Source organism: Citrobacter sp. MGH100 (genome assembly GCF_001034465.1).
In the GTDB taxonomy this organism is placed as follows: domain Bacteria; phylum Pseudomonadota; class Gammaproteobacteria; order Enterobacterales; family Enterobacteriaceae; genus Citrobacter; species Citrobacter youngae.
Genome location: NZ_KQ089800.1, coordinates 742,224 through 756,361, shown reverse-complemented (window position 1 = coordinate 756,361; position 14,138 = coordinate 742,224). Strand labels below are relative to the sequence as shown.

The following is a 14,138-nucleotide window of genomic DNA, read 5'->3' as shown; positions in this document are numbered from 1 at the left end:
GTGTCCCGTACAAAATAAAAAAGCCGGCACGCATAGCGTACCGGCTCTGTCAGTGTATTTATTAATCGAAGCGTAACTGAGGCAGAACCTCTTTCACCTGAGCCAGGTACTCGGTACGATCCGAACCGCTCAACCCTTCCGTACGCGGCAGTTTTGCCGTCAACGGGTTCACAGCCTGCTGGTTGACCCATACTTCGTAGTGCAGGTGCGGGCCCGTAGAACGCCCGGTGTTACCTGACAGCGCAATGCGATCGCCACGTTTCACTTTTTGCCCCGGTTTAACCAGCAGCTTACGCAGGTGCATGTAACGGGTGGTGTAAGTACGACCGTGACGAACAGCAACATAGTATCCGGCCGCGCCACTCCGTTTCGCGACAACCACCTCACCATCACCGACTGACAGCACCGGCGTACCTTGCGGCATCGCAAAGTCGACACCTTTGTGCGGTGCAACGCGCCCGGTTACCGGATTCAGGCGACGCGGATTGAAGTTTGACGAAATACGGAACTGCTTCGCCGTAGGGAAACGCATAAACCCTTTAGCAAGCCCGGTCCCGTTACGGTCATAGAATTTACCGTCTTCAGCACGGATCGCGTAATAATCCTTGCCTTCAGAGCGCAAACGAACGCCCAGCAGTTGGCTTTGTTCGCGTTTACCGTCCAGCATCTCGCGAGACATCAAAACGGAGAACTCATCGCCTTTCTTCAGCTTGCGAAAGTCCATCTGCCATTGCATCGCTTTAATCACTGCGCTGATTTCAGAGCTGGTCAGGCCGGCATCTCTTGCACTGGCGACAAAACTACCGCCCACCGTACCGTTGATTCGGCTGTTGACCCAGTCGCCCTGCTGCATTTCGCTGCTCATTTTGAAACCCGTTGCTGTACGATCATAAGTACGAGTTTCACGGCGGGAGACTTCCCAGGTCAGGCGCTGCAAATCACCTTCCGAAGACAGTGTCCAGGAAAGTTGCTGGCCAATTTTCAGATTACGTAGATCTTTATCAGATGCGGCAAGCTGGCTGATATCGCCCATATCAATGCCGTACTGGTTCAGAATACTGCTCAGCGTATCGCCGGTAGAGACAACATACTCGTGAACCCCGGCCTCGCCAGAGGTCTTGTCATCAAGTTCGTCCTGAGGGATAGCTTCATCTTCCTGAGCGGCTTGATCGATAGGTTCGCTGGCCTCTGGCAACAGTGAACGTATCTCGCTTTTTTCCAGCTCAATGGTTTTAACGATGGGTGCAGAGTCGGGATGGTATACATAAGGCCGCCAGACTGCGACGGCCAATGTCAGAACAGTAAGCGACCCCAACATAACACGATGGGGTCGCGGCAAATTATTAAACGCCAGAGCGACAGAGCGGGCTATCTGTTGCACGTATTCACTTCCTCATTAATCTCCTTTCAGGCAGCTCGCATACTGGTTGGCTAATTGGTTCAGAAACGCTGAATAGCTTGTTTTACCCAGTTTGATATTCGTTCCGAGGGGATCCAACGTTCCCATTCGAACGGATGTCCCTCTCGCTACGGCTTCAACGACCGCTGGCCTGAACTGTGGCTCAGCAAAAACGCAGGTTGCTTTTTGCTCAACCAACTGTGTTCTTATTTCATGTAAACGCTGCGCACCAGGTTGAATCTCAGGGTTCACGGTAAAGTGACCAAGCGGTGTTAGCCCGTAGTGTTTTTCGTAGTAGCCATAGGCGTCATGAAAAACGAAATACCCTTTACCCTTGAGCGGTGCGAGCTCGTTACCTACCTGCTTATCGGTTGCGGCTAATTGTGCCTCAAAATCCTTCAGGTTGGCGTCAAGTTTGGCTCGACTTTGCGGCATAAGTTCCACTAATTTATCATGGATTGCAACCGCTGAGGCCCGCGCTATCTCTGGGGAAAGCCAAAGATGCATGTTGTAATCACCATGATGGTGATGCTCGTCACTTTTTTCGCCGTGAGCGTCGTTATGCCCATGATCGTCATCATCATCGTCAGCGCCTTTCATGAGTAACGGTTTCACGTCATTGAGCTGCGCAATCGTTACCTGTTTTGCGTTAGGAATATTCTTGACTGACTTTTCCATAAACGCCTCCATTTCCGGACCTATCCAAACAACTAAGTCCGCGTTCTGTAAGCGTTTTACGTCTGAAGGACGCAGCGAATAATCGTGTTCGGAAGCCCCGTCAGGCAACAGAACCTGGGTGTCTGTAACCCCATCTGCAATCGCTGAAGCAATAAAGCCCAACGGCTTAAGTGACGCCACTACAGCAGCATTTGCTGCCTGAGTTGCACTACCCCAAAGAGCAGCGGATAATGCTGCGAAAAGAAGCGTATTTTTATGTAACATAATGCGACCAATCATCGTAACGAATGTGAGAAATGTGATATTATAACATTCTATAACTTCTGCAAGACTAAAATTGATATGACGACTTTGGTTTCACTGGAAAATGTCTCGGTCTCTTATGGTCAACGCCGCGTCCTTTCTGACGTATCGCTTGAACTTCGACCCGGCAAAATTTTAACGCTTCTTGGCCCGAATGGGGCCGGAAAGTCTACGCTGGTGCGCGTTGTATTGGGGCTGGTAGCGGCTGATGAAGGGGTTATCAAGCGCAACGGGCATTTGCGGATTGGCTATGTACCGCAAAAACTCTACCTCGATACAACACTTCCGCTGACGGTGAGTCGCTTTTTGCGCTTACGTCCTGGCACAAAGAAAACCGACATTCTCCCTGCGCTGAAGCGTGTTCAGGCCGGGCATCTGATGGATGCGCCGATGCAAAAACTGTCCGGCGGGGAAACACAGCGTGTCTTGCTGGCCCGTGCGTTGCTAAATAAACCGCAGCTCCTGGTGCTCGATGAACCGACTCAGGGCGTGGATGTGAATGGTCAGGTTGCACTGTACGATCTTATCGATCAGTTGCGACGTGAGCTGGATTGCGCCGTGCTGATGGTATCCCATGACCTGCATCTGGTCATGGCAAAAACCGACGAAGTCCTGTGTCTGAACCACCACATTTGCTGCTCCGGCACGCCAGAGGTGGTTTCTATGCACCCTGAATTCATTTCTATGTTCGGGCAACGCGGCGCTGAACAACTCGGAATTTACCGTCACAACCATAATCATCGCCACGATTTACAGGGTCGCATTGTTTTACGCCGGGGAAATGGTCACTCATGATTGAATTATTATTACCCGGTTGGTTAGCCGGGATCATGCTGGCCTGTGCTGCTGGCCCGCTTGGCTCGTTTGTAGTCTGGCGTCGAATGTCTTATTTCGGCGATACGCTGGCTCATGCGTCGCTGCTGGGGGTCGCCTTTGGCCTGCTGCTGGATGTAAACCCTTTCTATGCGGTTATCGCCGTCACCCTGTTGCTGGCCGCAGGCCTGGTATGGCTGGAGAAACGCCCGCATCTCGCGATTGATACCCTGCTCGGTATTATGGCGCACAGTGCGCTGTCATTAGGGCTGGTTGTTGTTAGCCTGATGTCGAATATTCGTGTGGATCTGATGGCCTATCTGTTTGGCGATCTGCTCGCTGTCACCCCAGAAGATCTGGTGGCCATTGCCATTGGCGTGGTTATCGTTCTGGCGATTTTGTTCTGGCAGTGGCGTAACCTGCTGTCGATGACTATCAGCCCGGATCTGGCCTTTGTTGATGGCGTGAAGCTGCAACGTGTCAAGCTATTGCTGATGCTGGTCACAGCACTCACTATTGGTGTGGCGATGAAATTCGTCGGGGCACTGATTATCACCTCACTGCTGATAATTCCTGCGGCTACCGCACGTCGTTTCGCCCGTACACCCGAACAGATGGCCGGTGTTGCCGTGGGCGTTGGGATGATAGCGGTTACAGGCGGGCTGACCTTCTCAGCGTTCTATGATACGCCAGCAGGACCATCCGTGGTGCTTTGTGCTGCACTGCTGTTTATCTTCAGTATGATGAAGAAGCAAGCGAGCTGAGTGGTATTTCGCCGGATGGCGGTTTCACCTAATCCTGCCTACATCATACCGTAGGCCTGATTAGCGTAGCGCCATCCGGCATTATTGGGGCTTAAGGCATTGCCGGCGGCGTGATCCCGAAATGGTTCCAGGCCCGTACCGTTGCCATTCTTCCGCGCGGCGTACGCTGCAGAAAACCTTGCTGAATCAGATACGGTTCCAGCACGTCCTCAATGGTTTCACGTTCTTCGCCGATTGCCGCCGCCAGGTTATCCAGTCCTACCGGACCACCGAAGAATTTATCGATAACCGCCAGCAGCAGCTTACGGTCCATATAATCGAAGCCTTCCGCATCCACATTGAGCATATCCAGTGCCTGGGCGGCGATATCCGCCGAGATGGTGCCGTCATGCTTCACTTCGGCAAAATCGCGTACCCGACGCAATAAACGGTTGGCAATACGCGGCGTACCACGTGCCCGCCGCGCCACTTCCAGCGCGCCTTCGTCACTCATCTCCAGCCCCATAAAGCGGGCACTGCGTCCAACAATATGCTGCAGGTCAGCCACCTGATAGAACTCCAGGCGCTGCACAATCCCAAAGCGATCACGCAGTGGAGACGTTAACGACCCCGCGCGGGTTGTTGCGCCGATTAGCGTAAACGGCGGCAGATCGATTTTAATTGAACGCGCAGCCGGGCCTTCGCCAATCATGATATCCAGCTGATAGTCTTCCATTGCCGGATACAACACTTCTTCCACCACCGGTGACAGACGATGGATTTCATCGATAAACAACACATCGTGTGGTTCAAGGTTGGTGAGCATTGCCGCCAGGTCGCCTGCTTTTTCCAGTACCGGACCGGACGTAGTACGCAGATTAACGCCCATTTCATTGGCAACAATATTGGCAAGCGTGGTTTTACCGAGACCCGGAGGACCGAAAATCAGCAGATGGTCGAGCGCGTCACCGCGCAGCTTCGCCGCCTGGATAAAAATCTCCATTTGCGAACGCACCTGCGGCTGACCAATGTACTCTTCCAGCAATTTAGGGCGGATCGCACGATCCACCAGATCTTCAGGGGTCGTGCTGACAGCCGAAATCAGACGGTCTGCTTCAATCATCCTCTACCTCACAGCGCCGCGCGAAGCGCTTCACGAATCAGGGTTTCACTGCTGGCATCAGGGCGGGCAATTTTGCTCACCATGCGGCTGGCTTCCTGTGGTTTATAGCCCAACGCCACCAGCGCAGCAACCGCTTCCTGCTCGGCATCGTCCGTTGCCGGACTTGCCGGCGAGGTCAGGACCAGATCTGCCGCCGGGGTAAAGAGATCGCCATGCAGTCCTTTAAAACGGTCTTTCATTTCGACGATCAATCGCTCTGCCGTTTTCTTACCGATGCCCGGTAATTTCACCAGTGCGCCAAGCTCTTCGCGCTCAACGGCATTGACAAACTGCTGCGCAGACATACCGGAGAGGATCGCCAGCGCCAGCTTCGGCCCCACACCGTTGGTTTTAATTAGCTCTTTAAACAGCGTGCGCTCTTGCTTATTGTTAAAGCCATACAGCAGCTGTGCGTCTTCGCGCACCACAAAATGCGTGAAGATGATCGCTTCCTGCCCGGCTTCCGGCAGCTCGTAGAAACAGGTCATCGGCATATGCACTTCATAGCCTACCCCGCCCGTTTCCAGAAGGACCAGTGGGGGTTGTTTTTCAAGAATGATGCCTCTGAGTCTGCCTATCACATGACGCTCCTGCGTTAAGGGCTAAAAGGTAATGCGCTATCATAAAAAAAGGCTGGATAGATATCCAGCCTCATTTGTCACTAACGTAACCTACCGCGCGCTAAATTCAACCTCGACTCACTCATTTGCATGGCGTTCTGGCTGACATGGCAGTGGGTAATGGCAATCGCCAGCGCATCCGCAGCATCCGCCTGAGGGTTAGCCGGGAGTTTGAGCAGCGTACGCACCATGTGTTGTACCTGGCTTTTTTCCGCGCTGCCGATACCGACGACGGTTTGTTTAACCTGTCGGGCAGCATACTCAAACACCGGAAGATCCTGATTGGTCGCAGCAACAATCGCCACGCCGCGCGCCTGCCCCAGCTTAAGCGCCGAATCGGCGTTTTTCGCCATAAAGACCTGCTCGATGGCAAAATAATCCGGCTGGAACTGGGTGATGATTTCCGTCACCCCCGCGTATATCAATTTCAGGCGTGACGGGAGATCGTCAACTTTGGTGCGAATACAACCACTGCCGAGATAGGTCAACTGTCTGCCGACCTGACGGATTACGCCATAACCGGTAATGCGCGACCCCGGATCAATGCCGAGAATGATAGACATCACGCATCTCCTGTTATTTTATGGCTTAACCACATCATTCTAACGTAGCTGCAACCTCATCGGAGATTTCGCCGTTGTGGTAAACTTCCTGCACGTCATCGCAATCTTCCAGCATATCGATCAGACGCATCAGTTTCGGCGCTGTTTCTGCATCCATATCCGCTTTGGTGGATGGGATCATAGAAACTTCAGCCGCGTCCGCTTTCAGACCTGCCGCTTCCAGTGCATCACGAACTTTACCCATCTCTTCCCACGCGGTGTAAACGTCAATCGCGCCGTCGTCGAAGGTTACAACGTCTTCAGCACCGGCTTCCAGTGCCGCTTCCATGATGGCGTCTTCGTCGCCTTGTTCAAAGGAGATCACGCCTTTCTTGCTGAACAGGTATGCGACAGAACCGTCGGTACCGAGGTTGCCGCCTGTTTTAGTGAATGCGTGGCGCACTTCCGCAACGGTACGGTTACGGTTGTCAGACAGACATTCAATCATAACGGCTGTACCGCCAGGACCGTAACCTTCATAGATGATGGTTTCCATGTTGGAATCTTCATCACCACCCACACCGCGCGCGATTGCACGGTTCAGAGTGTCACGTGTCATGTTGTTTGCCAGCGCTTTATCAACCGCTGCGCGCAGACGCGGGTTAGCATCTGGATCGCCACCACCCAATTTAGCCGCCGTCACCAGCTCACGAATGATTTTGGTGAAGATCTTACCGCGCTTAGCATCCTGCGCTGCTTTACGATGTCTGGTGTTGGCCCATTTACTATGACCTGCCATAAATAATCTCTCCAAAAAGCGCGCCTTCTCAGGCGACGTTAATTACAAACTCTTCAATCGCCTGCCGGTTACTCCACGACTTGGTTAACTGTGCCGCCTCATGCGCATTAACCCAACGGTAGGTCAAATGTTCGGTGAACACGATCTCTCGTTCAGTGGGCAGTGCCAGGCAAAACCAGGACTCCGTATTACTTACAATTCCTGGCGCATAGCGATGACGTAAATGACTAAAAATCTCAAACTCCACCGTGCGCTGGCAGTCAATTAAGGTCAGTTGCTCACGCGCAACATCAATGGCGACCTCTTCCTTTACTTCGCGCAGGGCGGCTTGCGACGCGGTTTCACCTTCTTCAAGGCTGCCGGTGACCGACTGCCAAAAATCAGGATCGTCGCGTCGCTGTAACATCAGCACTCTCCCGGTGTCCTTTGCATAAATCACGACTAACACCGAGACAGGCTGTTTATATGCCATATCAGTTATTCTCGGCCTTCTTAACAACCTGAATGCTCAGTTCCGCCAGCGCAGCTTCATTGGCCAGGCTCGGCGCTTCAGTCATCAGACACGCGGCAGCCGTCGTTTTCGGGAAAGCAATAACGTCACGGATGTTATCAGTACCGGTCAGCAGCATGGTCAGACGATCCAGACCAAACGCCAGGCCCGCGTGCGGCGGTGTACCGTATTTTAACGCATCCAACAGGAAGCCGAATTTCTCGCGCTGCTCTTGTTCGTTGATACCCAGAATACCGAATACGGTCTGCTGCATATCACCGTTATGGATACGTACAGAACCGCCGCCTACTTCGTAGCCGTTGATAACCATATCGTACGCATTGGCAACCGCATCTTCCGGCGCAGCTTTCAGCTCAGCTGCCGTCATGTCTTTCGGCGAGGTGAACGGGTGGTGCATCGCGGTCAGACCGCCTTCACCATCGTCTTCAAACATTGGGAAGTCGATAACCCACAACGGCGCCCATTTGGATTCGTCGGTCAGGTTCAGGTCTTTACCCAGTTTCAGGCGCAGAGCCCCCATCGCGTCGGCAACCACTTTCTTGTTGTCGGCGCCGAAGAAGATCATATCACCGTCTTGCGCGCCAGTACGTTCCAGAATGGCTTCAATGATTTCAGCATTCAGGAACTTGGCCACCGGGCTGGTTACCCCTTCCAGACCTTTCGCACGCTCGGTGACTTTAATGTATGCCAAACCTTTCGCGCCGTAGATCTTAATGAAGTTACCGTAATCGTCGATCTGCTTACGGCTAAGTGCAGCGCCGCCAGGTACGCGCAGAGCCGCTACACGCCCTTTCGCATCGTTAGCCGGACCAGAGAACACGGCGAATTCAACAGATTTCAGCAAATCAGCAACGTCCACCAGCTCCATCGGGTTACGCAGATCCGGCTTATCGGAACCGTAACGACGCTCAGCTTCGGCAAAGGTCATGATCGGGAAATCACCCAGATCCACACCTTTTACTTCCAGCCACAGATTACGCACCAGCGCTTCCATCACTTCACGCACTTGCGGTGCGGTCATGAAGGAGGTCTCAACATCGATCTGAGTAAATTCAGGCTGGCGGTCAGCACGTAAGTCTTCGTCACGGAAGCATTTTACAATCTGGTAGTAGCGGTCGAAGCCAGACATCATCAGCAGCTGTTTGAACAACTGAGGAGACTGTGGCAGCGCGTAGAATTTACCTTTATGTACGCGAGACGGTACCAGGTAGTCACGCGCACCTTCTGGCGTCGCTTTCGTCAGCATCGGCGTTTCGATGTCGAGGAAGCCATGGTCGTCCATGAAACGACGCACCAGGCTGGTAATTTTGGCACGCGTTTTCAGGCGCTGCGCCATTTCAGGGCGACGCAGATCGAGATAGCGGTACTTCAGACGAGCTTCTTCAGTATTTACGTGGTTAGAGTCGAGCGGCAGTGAATCTGAACGGTTGATAATGACCAGATCGGAGGCCAGCACTTCAATTTCGCCAGTCGCCATATCAGCGTTGACGTTTTTCGCGTCACGCGCACGCACGGTGCCCGTTACCTGAATGCAGAACTCATTACGCAGTTCGGAGGCCAGCTTTAACGCGTCCGCACGGTCCGGATCGAAAAATACCTGCACGATACCTTCGCGGTCGCGCATATCGATAAAGATCAGGCTACCAAGATCACGACGACGGTTGACCCAACCACACAGAGTCACCTGCTGCCCCTCGTGGGACAGACGTAGCTGTCCGCAATATTCTGTACGCATGAGATATCCCTTAACTTTGCCGCAGGCGGATTGTCATCTGCCCGGCAGATGACGAAGTCGCAGCTTTAGCTGAATGTCACAACTGAATGAAAAAAGGCGGCTATTATACTGGAAATTCTGCCGCACGATAAGAGCCTACTGGGATAGACTCTCAGTCCGGTACTGACTGTACGCGTGTTTCCTAAGCGGGTATTGCGTAATCTCACAAAAAATAACAAAAATTGTCACCCCTTTCACACAGATTCGCGATTAAGGTGTAACGGAAATCTTTTTTTACTGGAGTCACCATGCTGGAACTGAACGCAAAAACAACCGCTCTTGTCGTCATCGATCTACAGGAAGGGATCCTGCCTTTCGCGGGTGGGCCTCATTCGGCAAACGACGTCGTCGCCCGCGCGGCACAACTGGCGGAAAAATTCCGTACTAACGGTTCACCAGTGGTGATGGTTCGCGTCGGCTGGTCTGCGGATTATGCCGACGCGCTAAAACAACCGGTTGATGCCCAAGCGCCAGCCAAAGCATTACCCGACAACTGGTGGGAATACCCACAAGCGCTGGGAAAGTGTGCGACAGACCTGGAGGTCACCAAGCGCCAGTGGGGAGCATTCTACGGTACTGACCTGGAACTGCAATTGCGCCGTCGTGGTATCGACACCATCGTCCTTTGCGGGATCTCCACCAATATCGGCGTCGAATCCACCGCGCGTAACGCCTGGGAGTTGGGTTTTAATCTGATCATTGCAGAAAATGCCTGTAGCGCCGCCAGCACTGAGCAACATCAGGGCAGCATGACGCACATATTCCCGCGCATTGCCCGCGTACGCCGCGTGGACGAGATCCTGCAAGCGTTATGATCTATATCGGCTTACCCCAGTGGTCGCACCCAAAGTGGGTGCGTCTGGGGATCACCAGTCTGGAAGAATATGCCCGCCACTTTAACTGCGTGGAAGGCAACACCACGCTGTACGCACTGCCAAAAGCCGAGATTGTTGCGCGCTGGCATGCACAGACCACCGATGCGTTTCGATTTTGTTTTAAGTTTCCGGCCACCATTTCACATCAGGCTGCGCTGCGTAATTGTGATGACCTGGTACAGGAATTTTTCGCGCGCATGTCGCCGCTGGATGCCCGTATCGGACAATACTGGTTGCAGCTACCTGCCACGTTCGGCCCGCGTGACCTCCCTGCCCTGTGGCAATTCCTCGATGCCCTCCCTAAAACGTTTACCTACGGTGTCGAGGTTCGTCATCCGGATTTCTTTGCGAAAGGTGAATCAGAGATCCGACTCAATCGGGGTCTGCATGAACGCGGGATTAATCGGGTCATTTTAGACAGCCGTCCGGTCCATGCCGCGATCCCACACACGGAAGCGATACGCGATGCTCAACGTAAGAAACCTAAGGTCCCGGTGCATGCGGTGGTGACGGCAACCCACCCGATGGTCCGTTTTATCGGTAGCGATGATATGGCTCAGAACCGGGCATTTTTCGCCGCCTGGCTGGCAAAGTTACCACTCTGGCAACAGACCAGCACGCCATACCTGTTTTTGCACACGCCGGATATCGCACAGGCTCCTGAGCTGGTAGACACGCTATGGGCAGATTTACGTAGTGCCCTGCCAGAGATCGGATCAGCACCGTCGATTCCACAGCAATCTTCTCTTTTCTGAAAATGCCACCTATCATAGTCAATGCCAGCAGCCATTTTAAAAGGGAGTTTGTATGGTAAGCGCGCTTTATGCCGTCCTGGGTGCGTTATTGTTAATAAAGTTCTCCTTTGACGTCGTTCGCCTGCGCATGCAATATCGCGTTGCCTATGGTGATGGCGGCTTTAGTGAGCTGCAAAGCGCTATCCGCATTCACGGTAATGCGGTGGAATATATTCCCGTTGCATTAGTGCTGCTGTTATTTATGGAAATGAACGGCGCAGAAACGTGGATGGTGCATCTTTGCGGGCTGATGTTGATTGCCGGGCGACTGATGCATTATTACGGATTCCACCACCGTCTTTTCCGCTGGCGCCGTTCCGGCATGAGCGCCACCTGGTGTTCACTGTTGCTAATGGTGCTGGCGAATCTTTGGTATATGCCCTGGGAGTTGGTTTTCTCCCTGCATTAGCGCACAATACGCCACTTTATTTTTCCCGGATTTTTACGTTATGTCTCACCGCGACACGCTTTTTTCTGCGCCTATCGCCAGTCTGGGTGACTGGACCTTTGATGAACGGGTAGCTGAAGTCTTCCCGGATATGATCCAGCGTTCCGTTCCTGGTTATTCCAATATCATTTCGATGATTGGCATGCTGGCCGAACGTTTCGTGCAACCCAACACGCAGGTCTACGATCTGGGCTGTTCTCTGGGCGCGGCGACGCTCTCGGTACGTCGCAATATCCATCATGAGAATTGCAAAATTATTGCCGTCGATAACTCCCCGGCCATGGTTGAGCGCTGTCGTCGTCATATCGATGCCTATAAAGCCCCCACGCCTGTTGACGTGGTCGAAGGCGATATTCGCAACATAACTATCGAAAACGCCTCGATGGTGGTGCTGAATTTTACCCTGCAATTCCTTGAACCACCCGAGCGCCAGGCATTGTTGGATAAGATTTATCAGGGGTTAAACCCCGGCGGCGCGTTGGTGCTGTCAGAGAAGTTCAGCTTCGAAGATACCAAAGTTGGCGAGCTGCTGTTCAACATGCACCACGACTTCAAACGCGCCAATGGCTACAGCGAACTGGAAATCAGCCAGAAGCGCAGCATGCTGGAAAATGTGATGCTAACTGACTCTGTTGAAACGCACAAAGCGCGTCTGCACCAGGCAGGTTTTGAGCACAGCGAATTATGGTTCCAGTGCTTCAACTTTGGTTCTCTGGTGGCATTGAAAGCTGAGGCTAGCGCATGATCGACTTTGGTAACTTTTATCAGCTGATTGCCAAAAATCATCTTTCCCATTGGCTGGAAACGCTGCCAGCGCAAATCGCGACCTGGCAGCGCGATCAACACGGCTTGTTTAAGCAGTGGTCGAATGCCGTGGAGTTTCTGCCGGAACTGACGCCACATCGTCTGGATTTACTGCATAGCGTGACAGCCGAAAGCGAGGAGCCGCTCAGCGAAGGACAGATCAAACGGATTGATACGCTGATGCGTCATCTCATGCCGTGGCGCAAAGGTCCATATTCGCTGTACGGCGTCAATATTGATACCGAATGGCGTTCCGACTGGAAGTGGGATCGCGTTCTGCCGCATTTGTCTGACCTCACCGGACGTACCATTCTTGATGTTGGCTGCGGCAGCGGATACCACATGTGGCGCATGATTGGCGCGGGGGCGCATCTGGCGGTTGGCATTGATCCTACGCAGCTGTTCCTGTGTCAGTTTGAAGCGGTACGTAAACTGCTGGGTAACGATCAGCGCGCGCATCTGCTGCCGCTGGGTATTGAGCAGCTTCCGGCGCTCAACGCCTTTGATACCGTATTCTCTATGGGCGTGCTTTATCACCGCCGCTCACCGCTGGAACATCTCTGGCAGTTGAAAGATCAACTGGTAAAAGACGGAGAGCTGGTGCTGGAAACGCTGGTGGTCGAAGGTGATGAAAATACCGTTCTGGTACCAGGCGATCGCTACGCGCAAATGCGTAACGTCTACTTTATTCCATCCGCACTGGCGCTTAAAAACTGGCTGGAAAAATGCGGATTTGTCGATGTTCGTATCGCCGACGTGTGTGTGACCACTACCGAAGAACAACGTCGCACCGAATGGATGATAACCGAATCGCTGGCCGACTTCCTTGACCCGAACGACCACAGCAAGACGGTGGAAGGCTACCCCGCCCCACTGCGCGCGGTATTGATTGCACGTAAACCGTAATGGATTGCCGGAGCACCGTTTCTCCAAAATAGTTCAAGTTGCAGCAAGGCGGCAACGCAGCAAATCCCCGGGAGCGTAGATAACTACGTGACCGGGGTGAGCAAGGCGGCCAACGCTGCTGCGGCTTGAAATATGAAGGAGAAAAAAAGGCCCCTGTTGAATTGGCAGGGGCCTGGTACGAGCAAGCATCATATTGGGCGACATGATGCAACGGTAAAAATCAGCTGGCCTGGTGGTGCGCAATGATTGCCTTCATTTCAGCAACCGCCGCCCCGTCAACCGCATAGCGGGAATATTCATCCGCCTGCGTATCCGAAGACATCGACAACCCCGAATTGCGATACCGCATGGGTGAAGCCAGCCATACTCCGGCAGAACTGTGGACTTCCTGCACTCCAGCGTTGAGGAACAGGGATAAATTCGCGGCGCGAACCCCCGCTCCGGCCATAATGATTGGAGCATCCACCTGCTCAATAAGTTCCATTATTTTTGTTAAACCTTGCGCTGCATCTGATTTTTGCCCGGAAGTTAGTACTCTGGCGACGCCTAAATCGGACAATTTATTCAGCGCATTTAATGGGTTGGCGCACATATCGAAGGCCCGATGAAACGTGACATTTAGCGGGCCCGCAGCAACCATTATTTTTTCCATACGTGGCATATCGACATTCCCGTCCACATCGAGAATGCCGGTCACCAGCCCTGAAAAACCTAAATCTCTGACCATCGCGATATCATCAAGCATCGCGGCAAATTCACCGTCGGTGTAACAAAAATCGCCCCCACGCGGACGGATAATGGGATTAACGGGAATAGAGACGTGCTGGCGTACAGAGCGCAACACCCCCAGCGACGGCGTTAAGCCTCCTTCTTTGGGCGCCGAGCACAGTTCAATACGATCCGCGCCGTTTTGCTGCGCCGTGCGCGCGCACTCCATGCTGTAACAGCAGATTTCCAGCAATGTCAT

16 protein-coding genes are annotated in these 14,138 nt (G+C 53.1%); 7 read left to right on the top strand and 9 right to left on the bottom strand.

Annotated features, from left to right (window positions below; genetic code table 11):
• Positions 1–61 precede the first annotated feature (61 nt).
• On the bottom strand, positions 62–1,381 hold the full coding sequence (mepM, locus tag SK32_RS03565; RefSeq protein ID WP_071887356.1) for a murein DD-endopeptidase MepM: 1,320 nt from the start codon (positions 1,379–1,381) through the stop codon (positions 62–64).
• A 15-nt stretch (positions 1,382–1,396) separates the two neighbouring features.
• A complete protein-coding gene (gene znuA / locus SK32_RS03560; RefSeq protein WP_005120703.1) occupies positions 1,397–2,341 on the bottom strand; it encodes a zinc ABC transporter substrate-binding protein ZnuA in 945 nt (314 codons plus the stop codon).
• A 78-nt stretch (positions 2,342–2,419) separates the two neighbouring features.
• On the opposite strand from znuA, the gene znuC reads away from it, so the two are divergent.
• Positions 2,420–3,175, top strand: coding sequence for a zinc ABC transporter ATP-binding protein ZnuC (gene znuC / locus SK32_RS03555; protein ID WP_048211371.1), 756 nt, complete (start codon positions 2,420–2,422; stop codon positions 3,173–3,175).
• Entirely contained in the window at positions 3,172–3,957 is a 786-nt protein-coding gene (znuB, locus tag SK32_RS03550) for a zinc ABC transporter permease subunit ZnuB (protein WP_048211370.1), read from the top strand. Before znuC ends, znuB begins: the two co-directional genes overlap by 4 nt.
• Before the next feature lie 91 nt (positions 3,958–4,048).
• Here znuB and ruvB read toward each other — a convergent pair whose 3' ends face one another.
• The 6 genes from ruvB to aspS form a co-directional block, all read right to left on the bottom strand.
• Positions 4,049–5,059 (bottom strand): Holliday junction branch migration DNA helicase RuvB, encoded by a 1,011-nt coding sequence (gene ruvB / locus SK32_RS03545; RefSeq protein ID WP_048211369.1) that lies wholly within the window; start codon positions 5,057–5,059, stop codon positions 4,049–4,051.
• An 8-nt stretch (positions 5,060–5,067) separates the two neighbouring features.
• Positions 5,068–5,679, bottom strand: coding sequence for a Holliday junction branch migration protein RuvA (gene ruvA / locus SK32_RS03540; RefSeq protein WP_016153412.1), 612 nt, complete (start codon positions 5,677–5,679; stop codon positions 5,068–5,070).
• A gap of 80 nt (positions 5,680–5,759) precedes the next feature.
• A complete protein-coding gene (gene ruvC, locus SK32_RS03535) occupies positions 5,760–6,281 on the bottom strand; it encodes a crossover junction endodeoxyribonuclease RuvC (RefSeq protein WP_003034867.1) in 522 nt (173 codons plus the stop codon).
• Positions 6,282–6,315: 34 nt separating this feature from the next.
• A complete protein-coding gene (locus SK32_RS03530) occupies positions 6,316–7,059 on the bottom strand; it encodes a YebC/PmpR family DNA-binding transcriptional regulator (RefSeq protein ID WP_003833836.1) in 744 nt (247 codons plus the stop codon).
• 28 nt (positions 7,060–7,087) lie between these two features.
• Positions 7,088–7,531 (bottom strand): dihydroneopterin triphosphate diphosphatase, encoded by a 444-nt coding sequence (gene nudB, locus SK32_RS03525; protein ID WP_048211368.1) that lies wholly within the window; start codon positions 7,529–7,531, stop codon positions 7,088–7,090.
• A 1-nt stretch (position 7,532) separates the two neighbouring features.
• A complete protein-coding gene (gene aspS / locus SK32_RS03520; RefSeq protein WP_048211367.1) occupies positions 7,533–9,305 on the bottom strand; it encodes an aspartate--tRNA ligase in 1,773 nt (590 codons plus the stop codon).
• Between the two features lie 287 nt (positions 9,306–9,592).
• Here aspS and SK32_RS03515 point away from each other — a divergent pair, with 287 nt between their 5' ends.
• The 5 genes from SK32_RS03515 to cmoB are packed head-to-tail and all read left to right on the top strand — an operon-like array spanning position 9,593 to position 13,171.
• A complete protein-coding gene (locus SK32_RS03515; protein WP_048211366.1) occupies positions 9,593–10,159 on the top strand; it encodes a hydrolase in 567 nt (188 codons plus the stop codon).
• On the top strand, positions 10,156–10,974 hold the full coding sequence (locus SK32_RS03510; RefSeq protein WP_048211365.1) for a DUF72 domain-containing protein: 819 nt from the start codon (positions 10,156–10,158) through the stop codon (positions 10,972–10,974). The genes SK32_RS03515 and SK32_RS03510 overlap by 4 nt, the downstream gene beginning before the upstream one ends.
• 52 nt (positions 10,975–11,026) lie before the next feature.
• Positions 11,027–11,422, top strand: a complete 396-nt coding sequence (locus tag SK32_RS03505) for an MAPEG family protein (RefSeq protein WP_003034689.1) — start codon at positions 11,027–11,029, stop codon at positions 11,420–11,422.
• A gap of 40 nt (positions 11,423–11,462) precedes the next feature.
• Positions 11,463–12,206 (top strand): carboxy-S-adenosyl-L-methionine synthase CmoA, encoded by a 744-nt coding sequence (gene cmoA / locus SK32_RS03500; RefSeq protein WP_048211364.1) that lies wholly within the window; start codon positions 11,463–11,465, stop codon positions 12,204–12,206.
• Positions 12,203–13,171, top strand: a complete 969-nt coding sequence (cmoB, locus tag SK32_RS03495) for a tRNA 5-methoxyuridine(34)/uridine 5-oxyacetic acid(34) synthase CmoB (RefSeq protein WP_048211363.1) — start codon at positions 12,203–12,205, stop codon at positions 13,169–13,171. The genes cmoA and cmoB overlap by 4 nt, the downstream gene beginning before the upstream one ends.
• A 220-nt stretch (positions 13,172–13,391) precedes the next feature.
• On the opposite strand, the gene cutC is transcribed toward cmoB, so the two are convergent.
• A complete protein-coding gene (gene cutC, locus SK32_RS03490; RefSeq protein WP_048211362.1) occupies positions 13,392–14,138 on the bottom strand; it encodes a copper homeostasis protein CutC in 747 nt (248 codons plus the stop codon).

What these genes read in the sequence shown, in the direction of transcription:
- znuA (WP_005120703.1), bottom strand. Translation starts at nt 2,341, where the DNA reads ATGTTACATAAAAATACGCTTCTTTTCGCAGCATTATCCGCTGCTCTT.
- znuC (WP_048211371.1), top strand. Translation starts at nt 2,420, where the DNA reads ATGACGACTTTGGTTTCACTGGAAAATGTCTCGGTCTCTTATGGTCAA.
- znuB (WP_048211370.1), top strand. Translation starts at nt 3,172, where the DNA reads ATGATTGAATTATTATTACCCGGTTGGTTAGCCGGGATCATGCTGGCC.
- ruvB (WP_048211369.1), bottom strand. Translation starts at nt 5,059, where the DNA reads ATGATTGAAGCAGACCGTCTGATTTCGGCTGTCAGCACGACCCCTGAA.
- ruvC (WP_003034867.1), bottom strand. Translation starts at nt 6,281, where the DNA reads ATGTCTATCATTCTCGGCATTGATCCGGGGTCGCGCATTACCGGTTAT.
- SK32_RS03530 (WP_003833836.1), bottom strand. Translation starts at nt 7,059, where the DNA reads ATGGCAGGTCATAGTAAATGGGCCAACACCAGACATCGTAAAGCAGCG.
- nudB (WP_048211368.1), bottom strand. Translation starts at nt 7,531, where the DNA reads ATGGCATATAAACAGCCTGTCTCGGTGTTAGTCGTGATTTATGCAAAG.
- aspS (WP_048211367.1), bottom strand. Translation starts at nt 9,305, where the DNA reads ATGCGTACAGAATATTGCGGACAGCTACGTCTGTCCCACGAGGGGCAG.
- SK32_RS03515 (WP_048211366.1), top strand. Translation starts at nt 9,593, where the DNA reads ATGCTGGAACTGAACGCAAAAACAACCGCTCTTGTCGTCATCGATCTA.
- SK32_RS03510 (WP_048211365.1), top strand. Translation starts at nt 10,156, where the DNA reads ATGATCTATATCGGCTTACCCCAGTGGTCGCACCCAAAGTGGGTGCGT.
- SK32_RS03505 (WP_003034689.1), top strand. Translation starts at nt 11,027, where the DNA reads ATGGTAAGCGCGCTTTATGCCGTCCTGGGTGCGTTATTGTTAATAAAG.
- cmoA (WP_048211364.1), top strand. Translation starts at nt 11,463, where the DNA reads ATGTCTCACCGCGACACGCTTTTTTCTGCGCCTATCGCCAGTCTGGGT.
- cmoB (WP_048211363.1), top strand. Translation starts at nt 12,203, where the DNA reads ATGATCGACTTTGGTAACTTTTATCAGCTGATTGCCAAAAATCATCTT.
- cutC (WP_048211362.1), bottom strand. Translation starts at nt 14,138, where the DNA reads ATGACATTGCTGGAAATCTGCTGTTACAGCATGGAGTGCGCGCGCACG.